The organism is Granulicella sp. WH15, from assembly GCF_009914315.1.
GTDB lineage: Bacteria > Acidobacteriota > Terriglobia > Terriglobales > Acidobacteriaceae > Edaphobacter.
This window is the reverse complement of record NZ_CP042596.1, coordinates 4,126,858-4,147,358: the sequence shown is the minus strand read 5'-3', so window position 1 is coordinate 4,147,358 and position 20,501 is coordinate 4,126,858. Positions and strand designations below refer to the sequence as shown.

15 protein-coding genes are annotated in these 20,501 nt (G+C 64.0%); 4 read left to right on the top strand and 11 right to left on the bottom strand.

Annotated features, from left to right (window positions below):
- Positions 1–6: 6 nt before the first annotated feature.
- Both FTO74_RS17190 and FTO74_RS17185 read right to left on the bottom strand, forming a co-directional pair.
- Positions 7–1,494, bottom strand: a complete 1,488-nt coding sequence (locus FTO74_RS17190) for an L-serine ammonia-lyase (RefSeq protein WP_162539243.1) — start codon at positions 1,492–1,494, stop codon at positions 7–9.
- A 46-nt stretch (positions 1,495–1,540) separates the two neighbouring features.
- Entirely contained in the window at positions 1,541–2,494 is a 954-nt protein-coding gene (locus FTO74_RS17185) for a HEAT repeat domain-containing protein (RefSeq protein WP_162539242.1), read from the bottom strand.
- A gap of 103 nt (positions 2,495–2,597) precedes the next feature.
- Here FTO74_RS17185 and FTO74_RS17180 point away from each other — a divergent pair, with 103 nt between their 5' ends.
- The 3 genes from FTO74_RS17180 to rho all read left to right on the top strand — a co-directional run bounded on the left by FTO74_RS17180 (position 2,598) and on the right by rho (position 6,369).
- Positions 2,598–4,196 (top strand): YifB family Mg chelatase-like AAA ATPase, encoded by a 1,599-nt coding sequence (locus FTO74_RS17180; protein WP_162539241.1) that lies wholly within the window; start codon positions 2,598–2,600, stop codon positions 4,194–4,196.
- A 499-nt stretch (positions 4,197–4,695) separates the two neighbouring features.
- Complete coding sequence (locus FTO74_RS17175) at positions 4,696–4,917, top strand: DNA-directed RNA polymerase subunit omega (protein WP_162539240.1); 222 nt, start codon at positions 4,696–4,698, stop codon at positions 4,915–4,917.
- A 201-nt stretch (positions 4,918–5,118) separates the two neighbouring features.
- On the top strand, positions 5,119–6,369 hold the full coding sequence (rho, locus tag FTO74_RS17170) for a transcription termination factor Rho (RefSeq protein WP_162539239.1): 1,251 nt from the start codon (positions 5,119–5,121) through the stop codon (positions 6,367–6,369).
- A gap of 384 nt (positions 6,370–6,753) precedes the next feature.
- Here rho and FTO74_RS17165 read toward each other — a convergent pair whose 3' ends face one another.
- The 9 genes from FTO74_RS17165 to aroB form a co-directional block, all read right to left on the bottom strand.
- Positions 6,754–7,269, bottom strand: a complete 516-nt coding sequence (locus FTO74_RS17165; RefSeq protein WP_162539238.1) for a lysozyme inhibitor LprI family protein — start codon at positions 7,267–7,269, stop codon at positions 6,754–6,756.
- A gap of 289 nt (positions 7,270–7,558) precedes the next feature.
- Positions 7,559–10,339, bottom strand: coding sequence for a valine--tRNA ligase (locus FTO74_RS17160; protein ID WP_162539237.1), 2,781 nt, complete (start codon positions 10,337–10,339; stop codon positions 7,559–7,561).
- Positions 10,340–10,446: 107 nt separating this feature from the next.
- On the bottom strand, positions 10,447–12,240 hold the full coding sequence (gene bamD, locus FTO74_RS17155; RefSeq protein WP_162539236.1) for an outer membrane protein assembly factor BamD: 1,794 nt from the start codon (positions 12,238–12,240) through the stop codon (positions 10,447–10,449).
- Between the two features lie 222 nt (positions 12,241–12,462).
- Positions 12,463–13,155 carry a ribulose-phosphate 3-epimerase gene (gene rpe / locus FTO74_RS17150; protein WP_162539235.1) on the bottom strand — a complete coding sequence of 231 codons (693 nt, stop codon included), beginning with the start codon at positions 13,153–13,155 and terminating at the stop codon, positions 12,463–12,465.
- 333 nt (positions 13,156–13,488) lie between these two features.
- On the bottom strand, positions 13,489–14,886 hold the full coding sequence (locus FTO74_RS17145) for an excinuclease ABC subunit C (protein ID WP_162539234.1): 1,398 nt from the start codon (positions 14,884–14,886) through the stop codon (positions 13,489–13,491).
- Positions 14,887–14,990: 104 nt separating this feature from the next.
- Positions 14,991–15,128 (bottom strand): hypothetical protein, encoded by a 138-nt coding sequence (locus FTO74_RS17140; protein ID WP_162539233.1) that lies wholly within the window; start codon positions 15,126–15,128, stop codon positions 14,991–14,993.
- A 143-nt stretch (positions 15,129–15,271) separates the two neighbouring features.
- The gene (locus FTO74_RS17135) at positions 15,272–16,732 is read right to left on the bottom strand and encodes a cation diffusion facilitator family transporter (RefSeq protein ID WP_162539232.1); all 1,461 of its coding nucleotides are present in this window, start codon (positions 16,730–16,732) and stop codon (positions 15,272–15,274) included.
- Position 16,733: 1 nt separating this feature from the next.
- Complete coding sequence (locus FTO74_RS17130; protein ID WP_162539231.1) at positions 16,734–17,540, bottom strand: ubiquinone/menaquinone biosynthesis methyltransferase; 807 nt, start codon at positions 17,538–17,540, stop codon at positions 16,734–16,736.
- Positions 17,537–18,814 (bottom strand): 3-dehydroquinate synthase, encoded by a 1,278-nt coding sequence (gene aroB, locus FTO74_RS17125; protein WP_255462350.1) that lies wholly within the window; start codon positions 18,812–18,814, stop codon positions 17,537–17,539. Before aroB ends, FTO74_RS17130 begins: the two co-directional genes overlap by 4 nt.
- Positions 18,815–18,870: 56 nt before the next feature.
- Here aroB and nadB point away from each other — a divergent pair, with 56 nt between their 5' ends.
- Entirely contained in the window at positions 18,871–20,433 is a 1,563-nt protein-coding gene (nadB, locus tag FTO74_RS17120) for an L-aspartate oxidase (RefSeq protein ID WP_162539230.1), read from the top strand.
- Positions 20,434–20,501: the final 68 nt, after the last annotated feature.

Below are 20,501 nucleotides of genomic sequence, written 5' to 3'. Positions count from 1 at the left end.
GAAGTGCTAGCACTCGATGATGTTTAGAGCCAGCCCGGCCAGGCTCGTCTCTTTGTAGCGCGACTGCATGTCCATCCCCGTGCGGTACATCGTCTCGATCACCTGGTCGAGCGACAGCTTGTGGCCCTCGGTCTCGTGCATCGCCATGCGGCACGCGTTCACAGCCTTCACCGCGCCCATGGCGTTGCGTTCGATGCACGGGATCTGCACCAGCCCGCCGATAGGATCGCAGGTCATGCCGAGGTTGTGCTCCATCGCAATCTCGGCTGCGTGCTCTACCTGCTCATTGGTGCCGTTCAGAGCAGCGACAAGCCCACCCGCAGCCATCGAGCAGGCCACGCCGACCTCGCCCTGGCATCCCACCTCTGCGCCCGAGATGCTCGCGTTCTCTTTGTAAAGGATGCCGATGGCCGCAGCCGTGAGGAAGAATCGCAGCAGCCCTTCGTCCTTCTCCGCCGCGCTCTTGTCCGTCTCGATGAAGCGCATGTAGTAGTGAGCAATCGCCGGGATCACACCCGCCGCACCGTTGGTCGGAGCCGTAACGACGCGCCCGCCCGCGGCGTTCTCTTCGTTCACCGCAATCGCAAACAGGCTCACCCAGTCGAGCGGCGCCAGCGGGTCACGCGGCTGTGGTCCAGCATCGAGCGCAGCGATCCTTTGCGAGAGACGCGGCGCACGCCTGCGCACGTTCAGGCCGCCAGGTAGGATGCCCTCCGTCTCGATACCGCGCTTTGTGCAGTTCTGCATCGCCAGCCATAGCGCCTGTATACCCTCGCGAATCCTCTCCTCTTCACTCGCCGCAACAGAGGGGCCAAGCCGAGGCCGCGTAATCGTCTCCTTGCCCTCGCACTGCTCCGCGCGCAGCAGAGCGCACTCGTTGGCCATCAACAGTTCGGCAATCGTAAGTCCATTCTTCCGAGCGGCATCGAGCAGCATCTCGGCGCTGGAGAAGGGGAAGGGAACTACGCGCGGAGAGACGGCGCGCTCCGCGGGGGCAAGCTCGGCCGCCGACAGGATGAAGCCTCCGCCGATGGAGTAGAAGACCTCCTGCGCCAGCAGCGCGCCGCCCGCATCACACGCGGTATACCTCATGCCATTGGGGTGCGACTGCGAGGCCTCGGCGCCCGGCGGGTACATCTCATCGCGATGCAGCAGCAGATGCTCGCTCATGCGAAAGGCAATCTCATGTGTCCCGCCCAGCAGCAAGCTGCCGCTCTCGCGCACAGTCGTAAGATATCCCTCGATCTTTGCCGGATCGACCGTGTCGGGAGCCTCGCCCAGCAGCCCCAGCAGTACCGCGCGGTCCGTCCCGTGGCCGATGCCAGTCAGCGCCAGCGATCCATACAGCTCCGCACACACGCTCGCAGTCCGCGCCAGCAGCCCCTGCTCCTCTAGCCCACGCACAAAGCGCAGCGCAGCCCGCATCGGCCCTACCGTGTGCGAGCTGGAAGGTCCGATGCCAATCTTGAACAGCTCAAACAGACTCGTATTCATACACTCCCGCGCCTCTCCTGCCAATTGCGCAGGGTCGTCTTTGCGTCTACTTCTTCGTCGTCTTTGTGGCTCTGGCCTTCCTGGTTGGAGCAGCCTGCGGCTCCTGCGTCGTCAGATAGGCTGCCGCCGCCGTCAGACGCACCGGCAGCTTAGGGTCGATAAACAGATCCGCCAAAGCCTTGCTGGCCTCGGCGTCGTGATACTCGCGCAGTGCCTTGGCGGCCGCCGTCCGCACGGCCACGTCTTTGTCCCCCAGGCACTCGATGAATTGCCTGCGGACCAGGTCTGTGTGTTCCTGCGACAAGCTATCAATCGCCTGCGCCCGCGCCGAGTTGCCGCCGTTCTTGCGGATGTACTCATACGCCGTGATGCCGAATCCGAATGGCCCCAGCAGCATGGTCGCCCCCTGCAGCGCGCCGATCTTGGCCAGCGTCGACGGGTTGTGCAGGTCCTTGCTCACGGTGTGCATGGTGCCGTTCATCAGCGTCGCGTTGGCGCTACGCTCGCCCACCGCCACTGCCATCAGCACGTCCTCGCCGGACTGGTCCTTCATCTTCCAAAGGGTCATGGCCGCCGCGTAGGCCACCTGCGGCTCCTTATCGTCCAGCAGGTTGCGCAGCGGCGTGTTCATGTTTCTGGACTGCGTCTCCCCCGCCGCCAGAACCGCCGCCGTCCGCATATCCAGATTGTTGTCGGCCATCGAGTCCACGATCAGCTTCTGCGCCCGCGCGTTCTCTCCCATCAGCCCCAGGGCCGCCAGCGCCTGCACCCGATGGTCCAGATGCTTCACGTCGTCCAGCTCCGTAGTCAGCATCGTCCAGGCCTCTTCGGAGTTCTCCTTAGGGGTTGCATTAGGGCTTACAGCCCGCACCGGCTCGTCATCCGTGTCTGGCGCTGTAGCTTGAGCTGTAGACGCGGACTGCCCCAGCACCACGGTTGAGAGCGCAAGCAGGAGGCACCACGGTGCGCCGCGCCGCAGTAGAAAGGAAAGGGTCGTCATGGTTGCATCTCCGGCCGGCCTCTTGCAGAACTCAGTGTTGATGGTTTGAGTGTAATGCTATACTCCGACACATTCCTGCCTCAACGCTTCACCAGGCCGATACATGCTCTTCAAAGCTTTAAGCGCAGCCGTCTACGGCATCGACGCGCACATCATCGATGTTGAGGTGGACTTCTCCGGCGTCAAGCTCGCCGAGGACGTCTTCCACACCGTAGGCCTGCCCGACGCTGCCGTGCGCGAGAGCCGCGACCGCGTGCGCTCGGCCATCAAGAACTCCGGCTTCGAGCTTCCTCCCACCCGCATCACCATCAACCTAGCCCCGGCAGACCTCAAGAAAGAGGGCTCCGGCTTCGACCTGCCCATCGCCATCGGCATCCTGGGGGCCTACGGCGCACTGCACATCAAAGATCTCTCCGACTTCCTGCTCATCGGCGAGCTGGGCCTCGACGGCAGTCTCCGCGCCGTGCAGGGGATGCTTCCCATCGCCGTGGCGGCCCGCGCCCGCGGTATCCGCAACCTGGTCATCCCGGCCAGCAACGCCCGCGAGGCGGCTGTGGTGGAGGGCGTCAACGTCTACCCGGTCCGAAGCCTGCTCGAAGTCCGCGAGCTGCTCAACGCCGCCGCCACCGACACCCTGACCGTGTCGCCGCTCCGCATCGCCCCCACGGATCTGCTCCAGGAGCTACAGGTCTTCCCCCACGACTTCAAGGACGTCCGCGGCCAGCAGGTCGCCAAGCGCGCACTGGAGGTGGCAGCGGCGGGCGGCCACAACATCCTGATGATTGGTCCTCCCGGTTCCGGCAAGACCATGCTGGCCAAGCGCCTGCCGTCTATTCTTGCTCCCTTCCAGTTCGAGGAGGCGCTAGAGACCACCAAAATCCATTCCGTGGCGGGCGTCCTGAACGCCGACGAAGGGCTGGTCACGCACCGCCCCTTCCGCGCCCCGCACCACACCATCTCGGACGCCGGTCTGATCGGCGGCGGAGCCACTCCGCGCCCGGGCGAGGTCTCTCTGGCGCACAACGGGCTGCTCTTTCTGGACGAGCTACCCGAGTTCCCCCGCAACGTCCTCGAGGTGCTGCGCCAGCCGCTCGAGGACGGCCACGTCACCATCTCGCGCGCCTCCATGAGCCTTAGCTTCCCGGCGCGCTTCATGCTGGCCGCCGCTATGAATCCCTGCCCCTGCGGCTACTTCAACGACAAGAGCCGCGAGTGCATGTGTACGCCGCCGATGATCCAGCGCTACGTCTCCAAGGTCTCCGGCCCGCTGCTCGACCGTATCGACATCCATATCGAGGTTCCGGCGGTGCAATACAAGGAGTTACGCAGCGGAGCCTCCGCCGAGGGCTCCGAGCAGATTCGCGCCCGCGTCCTGGCCGCCCGAGATCGCCAGCACGAGCGTTTTGCCGCCGGACCAACTCCCGAGCGGACCCGGGGCACGGCGCGTTCGGCCAGCCAGGGCGTCTTCGCCAACGCTCAGATGAGCACCCAGCAGATTCGTACCTTCTGCGAGCTTTCCACCGACGCCGAGCGTCTGTTGGAGCGTGCGATGCAGCAGCAGGGCCTCAGCGCCCGCGCCCACGACCGGATTCTGAAGGTCTCCCGCACCATCGCCGACCTGGAGGGTGCACCGGATATCGCAGTCAAGCACATCGCGGAGGCCATCCAGTACCGGACGCTCGACCGCAGTTACTGGTCTTGAATAGGTTTTCCTCAGCCTTGTTTCCCCTGGCTGAGCCATTGAAAATGAACTACTTGTGGTGCTTTAGGAGTAGCCGAGAATCCCTTTTTCTGTACATCCCAAATCGGTAACTTCCAAAAATAAGTATTGACTCCCCTTTCCAGACCAATTACTTTGCTTGAGGGCCAGACAAAACCGGCGCCCGGTTCAGCGGCATATGCTCTTCTTTAGGATTTATCTGGAAGAGGTTGTGCCGTCAGGTGTGGATGACCGGTTTCGCCGATAGTAATGCTGGATGCAGTGCCGCTCTTCGCACTGACTTCAGTACCGAATGGATAGAAACATTGGAGTCGCACGCGGTTCCTTTGCGTCTAATGATTAGCAGGCAGTGAGAGATTTCACATCCGGTCAAAAAGAAGTATGCCGGCAACATCGTTTCTCCGCTGACATTTTTACCTCAAGCATACTCACGGTGCGACTGTAGATCGTCCGCGTATGCGCTATAGGAAAGGAACACAGAATGCGCTCAGATTTGATCTTTGGAGCACTGACTCACGTAACGAACCGCTACCAGCTCTGTCAACTCGCCTCGAAGGCGACTCGCAAGCTGCACAAGCCGAACACGCGGCTGCAGGATACGACCAATGAGGTTCTCGACCGCTTCAAGGACACCGTTCCGATGGACGATGCCACCGAGCCGGTCGTGCAGAAGATTCACGTCGAAGAGCGCCGCGCAGCTTAACGCGCGGCCGCTTCACCTTTCGTTGTTCTTCCTGTACAAAATTTTTCTGATATACTAAATCCGCAGCATCCCCCCACGCATCGAAATAGCCGCTTTCCGGCCTCCGCACGACCCCTCTCATCAAAAAGAAGATTCGTTACGCAGATCCCGCCTAAGCTTCATCCCTACCCCCTTAAAATCTCCGCAATAGAAACAGGACCCATGACCATCTCTGAGCTAAAAGAGCACAACATCGCCGAACTCGGCAAACTTGCCCGCGGACTCGATATCGCCGGTACCAGCGCCCTCCGCAAACAAGACCTTATCTTCAAGATTCTGCAGGCCCAGAGCGAAAAAGAGGGCCACATCTTCGCCGAAGGCGTCCTCGAGATCCTGCCTGACGGCTATGGCTTCCTCCGCTCTCCGGATTACAACTACCTGCCCGGCCCCGACGATATCTACGTCTCGCCCTCGCAGATCCGCAAGTTCGACCTGAAGACCGGCGACACCATCTCCGGCAACGTCCGCCCCCCGCACGAGGGCGAGAAGTACTTCGCGCTGGTCAAGATCGAGGCGATCAACTTCGAGTCGCCCGAGGAGACGCGCAACAAGATCCTCTTCGACAACCTGACGCCGCTCTACGCGCAGGAGCGGGTGAAGATGGAGACCGTCCGTGAGCACATCTCCGGGCGCGTCATGGACCTGCTCACCCCCGTCGGCAAGGGCCAGCGCGGCCTCATCGTGGCCCCGCCGCGCACCGGCAAGACGATGCTCCTGCAGTCGATCGCGAACTCGATCACGGCCAATCACCCGGAGGTCGTCCTCATCGTTCTGCTCATCGACGAGCGTCCTGAGGAAGTTACCGACATGCAGCGGTCGGTTCGCGGCGAGGTCATCTCCTCGACCTTCGACGAACCCGCTGCCCGCCACGTACAGGTTGCCGAGATGGTTATCGAGAAGGCCAAGCGCCTCGTCGAGCACAAGCGCGACGTCGTCATCCTGCTCGACTCGATCACCCGCCTGGCCCGAGCCTACAACACCATCGTCCCCCCGTCGGGCAAGGTGCTCTCGGGCGGCGTCGACTCCAACGCCCTGCAGCGCCCCAAGCGTTTCTTCGGCGCGGCCCGCAACATCGAAGAGGGTGGCTCGCTCACCATCATCGCCACCGCGCTGGTCGATACCGGCTCGCGCATGGACGAGGTCATCTTCGAGGAGTTCAAGGGCACCGGCAACATGGAGGTCATCCTCGACCGCAAGCTGGTCGACAAGCGCGTCTTCCCGGCCATCGACATTCAGCGCTCGGGCACCCGTAAGGAAGAGCTGCTGATCCCGAAGGAAGACCTGCAACGGACCTGGATTCTGCGCAAGGTTCTGAACCCGCTCTCGCCGGTCGAGGCCATGGAACTGCTTACCGACAAGCTGGCCAAGACCCGCAACAACCAGGAGTTCCTGCACAACATGAGTTCCATCTAGCATCCCGCCATGAAGATGGAGAAGCGCCCCGGAGATCATCCGGGGCGTTTTTTTGCTTGAATCACCTGTGTCTCAGCCTCACCTCGGGCTTGTTCCGGAAGCAGACTCCGGCGACGATTCCCGCGACCGGGAGCAGAATAAACAAGACAGCCCAAACCGTAAGGAGCATCCGCACCCTCCTGTGGATCACCGGGAGCCACGACTTGCGATCCCGGCGTCGAATATTACTCCCGAGAAGAAAGTCTTGGCTAGTGGCAACAAGAATCGGTAGTGGCCCAGTTTGAATCCAAAGGATATCTGCTACCGCGAACGCATGGTAAAGGACATTATCATGCGTAAGATCAGCACGAATAAAACGGAGCGGGCTGGGCTTTTGCTACGTTGCTATTGAGAGATATTTAGGCCGTATATTTCATCCAATTCACGCATGTGATTGCGAAGCAACGACAAATATACTTGGCCGGCGAAACCAGGTGCACCAGTACCGCCTGGCCATGACGCGTGCGTTGCTTTTATAGCGCTGTCTTTGTACATCTGCCATGTCGCCTCAAATGCCTGAAGCGTCGTTAATTGATTCTGGTCATGGCACAGCATCTGTAGATTGTGGTAGAAGATTGCATAATCTCTGTCCGCCTGTACATTTGCTTGGCCTATGCAGATATTGTAGGGCTGCTGCCCTTGATCGCTTTCAGCCTGACAGTCCTTGCTTATCAGGGCTATTTGGCGCGCGTAGGCAGATTTGAGCGGTCCTTTATATGTTTCACGCAACTTGACAGCTTGATCGAGGGGCAGGCTAATAACAGTCTGTAGCTGCGCCGCTGAAATGCTCTTGGGGGGCGTCTGAGCGTGAGAACAAGTAATTGATGCGAATAGAGAGAAGATCAAAGCTCCGCATTTCATGGAGAAAGTATATACCGGGTGCCGAAGCGGTTATTCCCAAACGCTGCATGGTAATGGGCAGCTATCCTGCGCCCTTTGGACCCCTTAACCCTAAGGGGCGGAGTTCCGTTTTGGCTTGGGGATTTAAATTGTCCCACTACCCAAAAATCTTTGAATCGACCAACGGGAGGGCCACGCGAAGCCTTAAAAAGGCGTGCAAACGCCCGCTCCGCGCGGAGCGGGTCCGTCCGGCAGGACAAATGCAAAAAGCCCCCACACCATGGCGGTGTGGGGGCTTTTTGTCGAGACTTTAGCCTTCGAGAGCGTCCAGCTCCTTCAGCCCAGCCACGGTCTTGTCGTAGAGCAGCCGAGTCTCGGCCGCTTGTTTCTTCAGCCCATCGACGATGTGCGCCGGAGCGCGGCCGATAAATGCCTCATTGCCAAGCTGCTTCTCCGCCGCCTGAAGTCCCTTTTCGTACTTGGCCAGGTCCTTGGTAAGCCGTTCCCGCTCGGCGACCACATCGACCACGCGGTCGTAGACCACCTGCACGTCAAAGGCCGCGGTGCTGCGAATACCGTTGCCAGCCAGCGGCTCCCGCGCGATATCGACCGAGGCGACCCGCGCCATCTTCGCCAGCACGTCGGAGTTAGCCGCGGCCATCTCGACGACAGTGGCCGCACCGTAGATCCGCACCGGCGTGGCCTCCTTCTCGGGCACGCCGATTTCCTTGCGCAGTCCGCGCACGGTGACGATGACCTCCTGCAGCCGCTCCAGCGCGGAGACGCTCTCGGCGTCCGCCGCCGCGTCGCTCGCCAGTGGAAAGCGATTGAGCGCAATAGACTTAGCCGGGGCTGCACCCTGATAGAGCGCGTGCCAGATCTCTTCGGTCAGGAAGGGCATGAAGGGCGAGAGCAGCCGCAGTGCCGACTCGAAGACCGCGAGCAGCGTGGTGAGCGCGGCTCCGGTGGCCTGCTTGTCGGCGGTGTCGGAGAAGTCGAGCCGCAGCTTGACGATCTCCAGGTACCAGTCGCAGAAGTCTCCCCAGAAGAACTGGTAGATAGCGCTGGCGGCCTCGTCGAAGCGGTACTCCGCCAGCGCCTTTTCGACGGCTCCGGCGGCTCCGCTTAGCTTCGAGCAGATCCAGCGAGTTTCGAGCGGCTGTCCTTCGACGTTCTTCAGTGCAGCGGGCAGCGTGGCGAGGTCAACGGTAATCCCGATCTCCCCTGCACGATCCACGTTCATGAAGACGAATCGCGCCGAGTTCCAGATCTTGTTGGCGAAGGCGCGATAGCCGTCGGTGCGCTCCTCGGAGAAGGCGATATCGGTTCCGGGCGAGGCCATGCTGGCCAGCGTAAAGCGCACCGCATCGGTGCCGAAACGCTCGATGATGCTGATCGGATCGATGACATTGCCCTTGGTCTTGGACATCTTCTGCCGGTCGGCGTCGCGGACGAGCGCATGGATATAGACGTCCTTGAACGGCACCGCCTCCGCCAGCGTGCGCGGCGAACCGTCGGGCATGGGCACGTCGAGCATGAAGTGCGTGCCCAGCATGATCATGCGGGCGACCCAGAAGAAGAGGATGTCGAAGCCGGTGACCAGCAGGTCGGTGGGGTAGAAGGCCGCCATGTCCGGGGTGGCCTTGCCGTCGCCGGGCCAGCCGAAGACGGTGAAGGGCAGCAGGCCCGAGGAGAACCAGGTGTCGAGTACGTCGGTCTCCTGCGTAAGCTGCGTGCCGCCGCACTTCGAGCAGGTCGTGGGCGCGGTGCGGGCCACGGTGATCTCGCTACACGAGCCGCAGAACCACGCCGGAATACGATGTCCCCACCAGAGCTGGCGCGAGAGGCACCAGTCATGGATGTTGCCCATCCACTCGAAGTATGTCTTCTCGTACATCTCCGGCGTAAAGCGGATGTGCCCGTCCTTGACGGCGGCGATGGCCTTGTCCGCAAGCGGCTGGATCTTGAGGAACCACTGGTCGGAGAGGCGCGGCTCGATGACCGAACCGCTGCGCTGGCTGAGGCCGACGCTCATGGCATGGTCTTTTACCTCGACCAGAAGCCCTAAAGCATCCAGATCGGCAACGATCCGCTCGCGGGCGGCGTAGCGGTCCAGTCCGTCATAGGGCGAGCCGGGCAGCGAGACCTTCGCAGACTTGTCGAGGATGGTCAGGTTGGGCAGGTTGTGGCGCTGGCCGATGGCGAAGTCGTTGGGGTCGTGCGCGGGCGTTACCTTCACCGCGCCGGTGCCGAACTCGGGCTGCGCCCAGTCGTCGGCGAGGATAGGAATCTCACGATCAGCCCCGCCGTTGACGCCGCTCAGCGGAAGCCGCAGCGTCTTGCCCTGCAACGCCAGATAACGCTCATCGGTGGGGTTCACGGCGACGGCCACGTCGCCCAGCAGGGTCTCGGGGCGCGTGGTCGCAATGACGATCGAGCCGCTGCCGTCGGCCAGCGGGTAGCGGAGGTGGTAGAGCTTGCCCGCCCGCTCCTCGTGCACGACCTCGAGGTCCGAAACGGCGGTCTGGATGACCGGGTCCCAGTTGACGATGTAGGCTCCGCGATAGATAAGCCCCTGCTCCCACAGGCGCACAAACGCCTCGATGACGGCGGCGGAGAGGTCGTCATCCATGGTGAAGTACTCGCGGGACCAGTCCACGCTGGCTCCCAGGCGGCGCATCTGGTCGGTGATGGCCCCGCCGTACTGCTTCTTCCAGCTCCACACGCGCTCCAGAAAGGCGTCGCGTCCCAGCTCCTGCCGGGTGGTGCCCTCGGTAGCGAGCTGCTTTTCGACCATCATCTGCGTGGCGATTCCGGCGTGGTCCGTACCCGGCACCCACAGCGACCGCTCACCGCTCATGCGGTGCCAGCGGGCCATAATGTCCATCTCGGTCTGGTTGAGCATGTGCCCCATGTGCAGGCGGCCGGTGACGTTGGGAGGCGGCAGCAGCATGGTGAACGCCCTGGCGGGATCGCCCGCCGCAGGGGCCGCTACATCGAACAGCCGCTCTTCTACCCAGTGCTTCGCCCACTTCTCTTCAATCGCCGAGGGGTCGTACGCCTTCGCCAGTTCCTTCTTTTCGTCGCTCATCCGTTCCTTCGCTTACCTGTTTGTGTGCTGTTTAAGCCTAGCATCGCGCCGCAATAAGAAAGGGACGCAGCCGAAGCCGCGTCCCCTTTTGGAGAAGCACCCGCGCTTTATAGCGGGTTCAGCTTCTTGAGGCCCTTCTTCTTCTTGTGCTTGCTCGAAGACTCGTCGCCCTTGTCGAACTCGGGCTTGGTCTTCTTGCCGTCGGCCCTGGGGGCCTGAGCGGCAGCCTGCGGAGCCGAGATCTCGTTGACCGTCGTAGGTGCTTCGGCGGCCTTCTCGATGGCTGGCAGAGGGGCTGGTTTCGCCGTTAGAGTGACGCCGGGAACCGCCGTGGGCACCGTATTGCCGGTGGCTCCATTGACGCCGGGCGAGAGAACCTCCATGCCCACGCCGTTGCCGCCGCCTGAGCTTGCGCCGCCGGCCGGAGCCGCTGTGAACGAGGTGCCCGTGGTCGCGCCGCCGGTGGCGCCCTCAGCCGGTACATCCTGGAACTGCAACGGAGCCGCCGTGGTTGCCGGAGCCGCCGCGGTGGTCTCGCCGTCAGCCGTGACCGGAGCCTTGGCTCCAACCTCGGGAACGGCATCAGGATGCAGCGCCTTGTTGAAGGCCGCGACCGTGTTGCGGGTCACGTCCGGAGCCAGGGTCGGCTTGGGATCGGTCAAGGTCGGATCGCCGATGTGGGCCACCGTGACGGTGTCCGGCTTGTGCAGAATGATGAGGCCGACGCGGTCGGTGAGCCGGTAGTTATTGCGGCTGTTCTCCATCGCCTGGCTGGCCTGCGCCTGCTCCAGCGTGGGCGTTGGGATCGGAAGGTTCATCGCGGCCAGACGGTCGCGGGCGTCCTCGACGTGGGCGGCGGCGGAGTGCTCCAGCACTACCTTGCGGTAGGCCGCGGCGGCCTCACCGTCAAAGGTAGCCTCGAGCTTGGCCTTGGCGGTCTCGTCCATCTTCAGGCCGCGCACAAAGTGCGCCTGCGCGGAGTAGGCATCGCCCAGGCCGATGAGGGCGTCGTCCATGTGGCTGTAGAGCGGGTAGGTATCCACCACGGTCTGGTAGCGGGCGATGGTGGCGGCCCAGTTCTCGCGCGTGGCGTAGTAACCGGCGATCTCGGCCTCACGGGTGGCCAGCACCTCCTGCACATCGCGCAGGCGCTGCTTGGCCTGGGGGACGAGCGTGCTGTCGGGGTAGTCCGTCAACATACGGCGATACTCTTCCTCGGCGTGGGTGGCCTTGGCGTAGTCGCGGTCGGGACGGTCCATCTGACGGAAGTAGATGTCGCCGATGCGCATCTGAGCTTCAGCAGCTTCAGGCGCGTTGGGGAAGAAGACGCGGAAGTCGGCGTACTCGCTCTCGGCCTGGGTCAGGGCCGCAGTGCCGCCCTCCTTGTACCAGCTATCGGCGATGGCGAGCTTGGCGCGCATCTGGTACTGCGAGTCGGGGTACGTGTTCAACATCGTCTGCAGGTCCAGGCGAGCGACGTCGAAGTGGCCGTGCGCGATGGCGTACTGGGCCTTGTCGAAGAGCGCCTTATCGGGCAGCTTGGCGTCGACACCGGCCAGGGTCTCGATCTTCTTGTCCTTCTTGTAGCGGTTACGCGTGTCCTTGGACTGGATGACCTTTTCTTCCTTCTTCGATTCCTTTTCCGGCGCAGGCTGGGCTGCGGCCTTCTTGTCGGCGTCCGCCTTCTTCTTATCCTTGCCGAACGAGAAGATCGAAGACTTGATCGGCTTGGCGGGCGTCACGGGCACGTCGGCCACGGGGGCCGTCTGGGTCGCCGCTGGCGCAGTCTGGGCTGGGGCGGCGGCATCCTGCGCGCGCGCGGCGGGCACCAGGGCGATCAAACCGGCAACGGCCAGACCGGCCACCAGGCCAGCGCTTCGGGACGGGAAGAACGAGAACATCGAAAGCCGAGTTGAAACGGAAGAACGAACCATCATCACGCAGGAACCTCACCGGCCCGGCGCGAACGCAGGGCATACCGTATTTTATCCCCAGCACGCGCATCCGTCGCCCGTACCGGGTAGAACCAGGGACTTAATCTTTCCAAAAGCAACAGCAAAAGCGCCCTAACGCCGGGCGGGCGGCACTTCGTGCGGTTTTGGACGCTTCGCGTATCCCAACTCTTATTTTTCAGCCGCCGCGTGGGCCAGCTTCAGGAACTCCACTGCATTCTTTTCTGTCTGCGCGGGATCGCGCCGTCCGTCTACCGTGGGCGCGAAGATCGCCGAGCCGGCCACGAGCATATCCGCTCCTGCTTCGACGACGCTGGCCACCGTATCGTGAGCGACGCCGCCGTCCACCTCGATCCGGAAGTTCAGCCCCATCTCCTCCCGCAACTCTGCCAGGTACGCGATCTTCTCCAGCGCCAGCGGCAGGAACTTCTGGCCGCCGAAGCCGGGGTTCACGCTCATGACGAGGACGTGGTGGACCATCGGCAGTACTTCGATGAGCGTATCGACCGGCGTGGCCGGGTTGATGACGACGGCGGGCTTCACGTTGTGGTCGGCGATGAGCTGGAGCGTCCGGTGCAGGTGGCGGCAGACCTCCTGGTGGACGGAGATCATATCCGCCCCCGCAGCGGCGAACTCGGGGATGTAGGCGTCGGGGTTCTCGATCATCAGGTGGCAGTCGAGGGGGAGCTTCGTGATCGGGCGGAGGGCTTTGACGACGGGTGGCCCGAAGGTGATATTGGGGACGAAGTGGCCGTCCATGACGTCGACGTGGACGATGGTGCCGCCGCCGCGCTCGGCTGTGCTGACCTCGTCGGCCAGGTGAGCGAAGTCCGACGCCAGGATGGAGAATGCAAGCTCGATCAAGTGGAAGAGGCTCCTTGCCTCTGAGTCTAACAGCGGTACTTTACGGGCAAGTAAGCTGCTGAGGGCCTTGTGTCGGTTGGCATCGAGAATCTTTATTACCGACCAGCGGGAGGAACACACGAAGCAGTAAAAAGGCTTGTAAACGCCCGCTCCGCGCGCAGCGGGCCCGTCCGGCAGGACAGAGTTTGTATCAGGAATAGATCGGGCCTTCGGCCCTCGTGTGCATACCGGGATGTTTCCCTGGGGCGTTGCCCCAGGTGAGCAAAAGCAAAGGCAGATGAGGGCTGAAGGCCCGGTCTATCGGTTCCACCCCTAAAGCCAAAGGATCGGTGGCTACGGCTGCACATCGGCGGGGAGCACCGCCTTGCCGCGGCGGCCACGTTTCGCCACCACCGGGACGACTCGTTCCACATCCGGGCGGCCCTCGTGGAGGATCTTTACCTTGGCTGCGGCTGCGGCGTCGCGCTGAGTCTCGGCCATGGCCTTCGGCTCGCCGAGGGCCATGCGGGCGGCTCCGCGAAGGACGCGGCGGATGGGCCATTTGCTATCAGCGTTGGGGAAAAATATCTCGCCGATGCGCTGCTTCTCGGGCCGGTAGTACCAGCGGCGCAGCAGGGAGAGGTGGTCGCTCAGCATGGCGATGTCGGTCGCAGGCGTGGCCTCGGCTTCGAGCGTGGCGATGACGGTAGCGGCGCGAAGCTCGGGTGAATCGGCTGTGGTGCTCTCGCCTTCGAGCGGGACGGCTTGAAGCATGAGCGGCTGCGCGAAGAGGGAGCTGCCGACCTCGGTCTGCTCCCGGACTGCCCGCACGCCCAGCGTTGAGAGTGACGCGGGGCCGAGCAGGCAGCCGCCTTCGAGCAGAAAGAGAGCGGCTCGGTCGGTCTGGTTGGAATCTTCTTTTGCGGCGGGCTGGGTGATGACGGCGCGCAGCCGGGGCAGCGGTTCGACCAGCTCGTCGGCCAACGCGGCTGCGGCCTTGACGCGCTGAAAGTGCGCATGGAGCGAGGCGGCCTGCTCGAACTCCATCTCGGACGAAGCGCGCTCACGGTCGCGGGCGATGGTGTCGAGCAGGCTCTGGCCGTGGCTGTCGAAAAATCCTTGTACGGCCTCGGCCTCGGCCCGGTACTCGTCGGCGGTGCAGCTCTGGTTGCAGGGAGCCATGCACTTCTTCATCTCGCCGTAGGCGCAGCCGGGGTGCGTGGGGCTGACCTCCAGATCCTCGTAGCAGCGGCGCAGCTTGAAGAGGTCGAGCACGGCGTCGCAGTAGCGCTCGGCGGCGGCGCGCGAGGGAAATGGCCCGTACATCTGGGCCAGGTTGCGCTTCGACAGGCGGTTGGTGGAGTAGACGCGGGGGTGGGCGTGCTCCATCGTCAGGCGCAGGAAGAAGGGCGTGTGCAGGCGCATCCGGCGGCGGGCTTCGGGATATCCGAAGTGCGCGGCGAGCGACTGGTAGAGGACCAGAAGCGACTCGAACTCGGAGCCGGTGACGGTGTACTCGATGCGGGCGACTTTTTCGCGCAGGTTGAGGCGCTTCGATTGGGAATCGGGCGGCGCAAGTAGGCGGAGCATCCGGCGGCGGAGGTCGGCGGCACGGGTCAGGTAGGGCTGGTCGGTGTCGCGCGGGCCGTAGAGCGCGAAGACGCCGGGAAGCGTGGGGATCTGGCGGAGAGTCGTCTCGGCCTCTTCCGGCGAGAAGGCGAGGGTGTGGGCGAATTGGAAGACGGAGGCCACAGGAGGATTTTAGTCTTTGACGGAGGGGCAAAGGCTAAAAGCGCCCTCACGCCGGGCGGGCGCCACTTCGTGGGGTTCTCGACGCTTCGCGTAAAGAGGCAGGGCTAGCGGCTTGCGTTCTTCCAGTAACGCGCCTTCTTCTTCTCGGCGCGGTCAGCCTGCCAGATGCGGATACGATCCCAGTAAAGGAATGCGGCGAAGAGCGCAGCAGCAAGCGGAAATAGAAGGTAGGGCAGTCTCATGGGGAGTCACATGCGCAGAATCCCCGGTAAGGAGACCGCTGCAAGGTTCATCGTTCTATTGGAACGCATAGAGCGCCGAACGTGAAGCTTTTTTTCGCTCCAGTGCAGAGATCGGGGAAGAGAACTCCCGTATGGGTGGCTTCTCAGCGGCGGTTGTCGGTGGCCGGTTCGGGGTGGATCAGCAGCCGGGTCACCTCGGGACACTCGAGCTTGAAGCTGTTCTCGAGCGCCGTCAGCAGGGTGTGGACCTCCGCCATGGGGAGGTCGTCCGGCAGCGTGCAGTGGCAGTTCACCTGGATGCGGTCGTGCAGGTGGGTGACCACGACGTCGTGAATGTCGAGGATTGCGGGAAACTCGCGGGCTACCTTGCGCAGCCGCGACTCCAACTCGCGGTCGCTGTCGATGGTGGCGGGCTGCTCGATGGTGGCCGGCTCGCTCTCGATGTGGGTCAGGATGGTGGCGATGGAGGGAACCTCGCGGCGCATCTCGGACTCGAGCCGGGTGACGAGGTCGTGCGCGTGACGCAGCGACATGGTCTCGTCCACCTCGAGGTGCTGTTCGACGTGCAGCGCGCCGTCGTACTGCTGCACCGAGACGTCGTGGACGTTCAGGTTCGACCGGGCGGCGACAGCGCGGATGCGGTCGTGGACGCTCTCGGCCAGGGTGGCGGTGGGAACCGAGTGGACGACGACGTCGGCATCAGGGAGCACTCGCTGCACCGCCGCGGTGGCTGCTTTTGTAATCTGCTCCGACCGCTGGAAGGTGAGGTTGCGCGGCATCGCCAGGGTCACGTCGGCGAAGTAGCTCGGGCCGGAGCGGCGGGTGCGCAGGCGGTCGACAGAGAGCACGCCGTCGATGGCGGCGAGGTCGCGGATAAGCCCGCGCCGCACCTGGCTGCTCGAGGCCGAGCCTTGCGCGGGCGTGGCGTCGAGCAGCGTATCGACGGTCTGGCGGGCCAGGTTCCACGAGACCCGCAGGATGATGGCCGAGACGATGAGCGCGGCGATGGGGTCGGCCAGCTCGAGCGCCGGAATGTGGAAGCGCCTGCCGAGGTTAGTGGCGACGAGGCCCACGAGAACGGCGGTCGAGGACCAGATATCGGTGCCGAAGTGGACGGCGTCGGCGGCCAGTGCCTCGGAGCGGTGCTGCGCGGCGGCCTTGCGCAGCGCGCGCGCGCGGGAGAAATCGACCAGAATGGACAGCCCCAGCACCACGAAGGGCCACACCGAGAACGGCAGCACCAGGTGCGAGCGCGAGAGGATGCGGTGGAGTGCCTCGTAGACGATCCAGACGCAGGAGCCGACCATGAGGACGGTCTCGAAGAAGGCCGAGAGCGATTCGATCTTGCCGTGGCCGTAGTTGTGCTCGTCGTCGGCGGGGCGGTCGGCGGCCTGCACGGAGAAGAGGGTGATGGCGGCGGCGACCAGGTCGATGGCCGAGTGGGCGGCCTCGGAGAGCATCCCGAGCGAGCCGGTGAGCAGCCCAGTGACGAGCTTCAGCAGCGTGATGACGCTCGCCGTACCGACCGACAGCAGCGCCGCCGAACGCTTGGCGACGGCGGCAGTGTGGTGGCTGTCGACGTACTCCGTGCCCGTGCTGGCCATGTTACCGGTTACCCGCCTGGTGACTTGTTTGGGTGGGTTTAATAGCCCGATAAAGCCCGGCGACACCCAGGGTATAGCTGGTCCAACTCGCATCGACGAAGCCTGCCTTGCGGATCATCTGGAGCATTCTCGCGGGTCGGGGGAAGCGCTCGACGGAGGCAGGCAGGTAGCTGTAGGCGCTGCGGTCGCCGGAGATGAGGCCGCCGACCCAGGGCAGGATGCGCTTGAAGTAGAGGTTGTAGGCCATGCCGACCACTCCCTCGGGCTGGTTGCAGTCGAGAATGCCGATCTGCCCGCCGGGTCCGAGGACGCGAAACAGCTCGGCCAGACCCTCCTCATAATTGGCCAGATTGCGGAAGCCGAAGGCTGAGGTAATCAGGTCAATTGAGCCATTGGGGAGGGGGAGATGAAGCGCATCAGCTTCTATGGGGATGATATTGTGCCCATGGAACTTAGCTCGGCCCCGGACGAGCATGTTATGGGAGAAATCCACAGCCAGCACAGGAGCTGTGGGAAATGTGGATAACGTGGGTCGAAGACGGTTGAGCGCAAGGGTCATATCGCCCGTGCCGCAGCAGAGATCGAGCGCCACTGCCTCGGGCCGGGCCAGCACCTGACGGAAGCTGCGCGCCGCCCGCCACCACCACAGACGGTCGATTCCGGCCGAGAGCAGGTGGTTGAGCGTGTCGTACTTCGGGGCGATGGAGTCGAACATCTGCTGCACGTTGCTGGCTGCGGCAGCCTCGTCGAGTCCCGCCGCAGGCTTGGCCCCGGTCGATACTTCGTGCTCTCTAGCGGTCGCGATCATAGCGCCTTCATCCGGTCGAGCATGGCCTTGGCGGCCTCGTGCAGCTCGGTGTCGGTCACGTCGTAGGCGATCTCGGTGGAGCCGATGCCGGTGGGGAGCACGAAGGCGCGCTTACCGCTGCGGGTCTTCTTGTCCGATGCAGTCAGGGCCACCAGTGCCTTGGCCTTGGCCTTGAACTTCGGCAGCGGGCCGTAGGCTTCGATGACCGTGGCCATGCAGGTGAACTGGCTGTCGGTGATGGTCTTGCGGGCCAGCGCGAGATAGAGCGCGGCGATGGAGCCCCAGGCGACGGCCTCGCCGTGCAGAAGCTGCTTGTAGCCGGTGGCGGCCTCGATGGCGTGGCCCAGGGTGTGGCCGAAGTTGAGGATCATGCGCAGGCCGCTCTCTAGCTCGTCCTGCTCGACGACCTCGGCCTTGACCCGGACCGAGGCGGCGACGACCTCGGCCAGCGCGGTGGCGTCGCCCGAGAGCACGAGGTCGCGGTTCTGCTCCAGGTACTCGAAGAGCTTCGGGTCGCGGATGATTCCGGCCTTGATGGACTCCTGCAATCCGGCGCGGAGTTCCTCGGGCGCGAGCGTGGCGAGGGTGTCGATATCGGCCAGCACGGCGCGCGGATGGTGGAAGCTGCCGACGAGGTTCTTGCCCGCCTTCAGGTTGACGCCGGTTTTGCCGCCAACTGAACTATCGACCTGCGCCAGCAGGGTCGTCGGTAACTGGACGTACGGCACGCCGCGCATGTAGATGGCGGCCAGGAAGCCGGTGATGTCTCCGATGACGCCGCCGCCGAAGGCCAGCAGCAGGGCGTCGCGGTCGGCACCCGCCTCGGCGAGCTGCTCGGCCAGAGACTCTACCGCGGCCATGCGCTTGTGCTTCTCGCCCGCAGGCAGGAAGAGGACGGTGGGGGACTGGGCCTCGGGGAACGAGGCGCGGACCTTATCGGCCCACAGCTCCCAGATCTTGGGGCTGGTGACGAGGAACGTGCGGAAGGGCTTACCGCCGGTGAGCTTTTGCAGCCGGGGGTAGAGCGTCGCCAGCAGGCCACGGCCGATGGCGATCTCGTAGCTGGCCGAGGGCGTCTTGAGGGCGATGACCTGCGCGTCGCCGGGCTTTGCGGCCTGCGGGGTCTTCGCGGCGGCCTTCAGTGGCTTGGCGGCCTTTGCAGTCTTTTGCGACTGCGTGGGCTTGGCGGTCTTCGAGGTTGTCGCGGAGGACTTGCTCTTGCTGGCAGTCTTGTTTGTCTTTGTCGTCTTGCTCATGGTTTTGGTCGGCGGCACAGTAAGGTCTATCGTACGCCCGGCAAGGGGTGCGGGAAACGTTTAGCATTATCAATATGGAGCCGTTTGATTTCCTGGTAGTGGGTGGTGGAATCGCAGGGCTCAGCGCAGTGGTTCGCCTGTCCCAGTCGGGTAGTGTGCTGTGCTGCACCAAGGAAGGCCTCGCCGAGTCGAACACAGCCTACGCGCAGGGCGGAATCGCCGTCGCGATGGGCGGCGATGAGGACGTCGCGCTACACCTGGAAGACACGCTGATGGCGGGCGATGGGCTGGTCGATCGCGTCGCCGCCCGGATGCTGGTCGAGCAGGGGCCGCAACGGGTGGAAGAGCTGCTCACGTGGGGGACGGAGTTCGACCGCTACACCGCCGGAGAGCACGCGGGGGAGCTGATGCGGACGCGCGAGGGCGCGCACAGCCTCTCGCGGATTCTGCACGCGAACGGCGACGCGACCGGGCGGGAGATTGCGCTGTCGCTGCTGCGGCATGTGAAGTCGCTGGCCAACGTGACCCTGATGGAGTGGACGACCAGCGTGGAGCTGACGGTGGAGGAGGGCCGTGTGGTGGGGGCTACGCTGCTCGACGGCGAGGGCGGGCTGCTGAACGTGCGCGTGCGTGCGGTGCTGCTGGCGACCGGCGGCGCGGGGCAGGTATACAGCGACACCACGAACCCGGCGGTGGCTACCGGCGACGGCATCGCGCTGGCCTACCGGGCCGGTGCGGCGCTTGAGGATATGGAGTTCTACCAGTTCCACCCGACGGCGTTTGCCCAGGAGGGCGCTCCGCGCTTTCTGCTCAGCGAGGCGCTGCGGGGCGAGGGCGCTCTGCTGTTGAACGCGGCGGGGGAGCGGTTCATGCCGCGCTATCATCCGCTGCTGGAGCTGGCTCCGCGTGACGTGGTGGCGCGGGCGATCACGCGCGAGGCGCTGGCCGGGCCGGTTTATCTGGATATGCGGGCTTCGACGATCGACCTGCACCAGCGCTTTCCGGGGATCTCGAAGTTTCTTGCTGGATATGGGCTCGACCTGAAGCGGGACCTGATCCCGGTGGGTCCAGCGGCGCACTACCTGATGGGCGGCATCAAGACGGACGTGCAGGGACGGACGACGCTGCCAGGGCTCTACGCCGCTGGCGAGGCCGCCTGCACGGGCGTACACGGAGCCAATCGGCTGGCCTCGAACTCGCTGCTGGAGGGGCTGGTCTTTGGTGCGCTGGCGGCGGAGGCGATGGCTTCGGATAAGCTGCCGACGTTGCAGAGTGAGCTGGCGGCTCCGGCGCAGATCCTCGAGGCGGCGGTAGTGACGGACGAGGCTGCGGTAGAGGCGTGGATCGCCGAGCTGCGGGCGCTGATGTGGCGGGACGCCGGGCTGTTGCGCGACGGCGAAGGGCTGCGGAGGGCGAAGGTGCGACTGGCAGAGATGGCGCAGACGTGTCCGCATGGGATGACGCGGCGGGAGATCGAGGCCAGGAACCTGCTGACGGTGGCGACGGTGATGGTGGAGTGCGCACTGGCGCGGGAGGAGAGCCGTGGGGCACACTTTCGCAGCGACTTCCCCGAGCATAAGCCCGTGGCGGTGCACACGGTGATCGAGCGGGGACGGGTGACGGAGATTCAGTCGTAGCTCGCTCTGGACGAAAAGCCTAGCGCGGATAAAAGGGGTAAGGGCGGATTAAACAACGCACTTGTTTC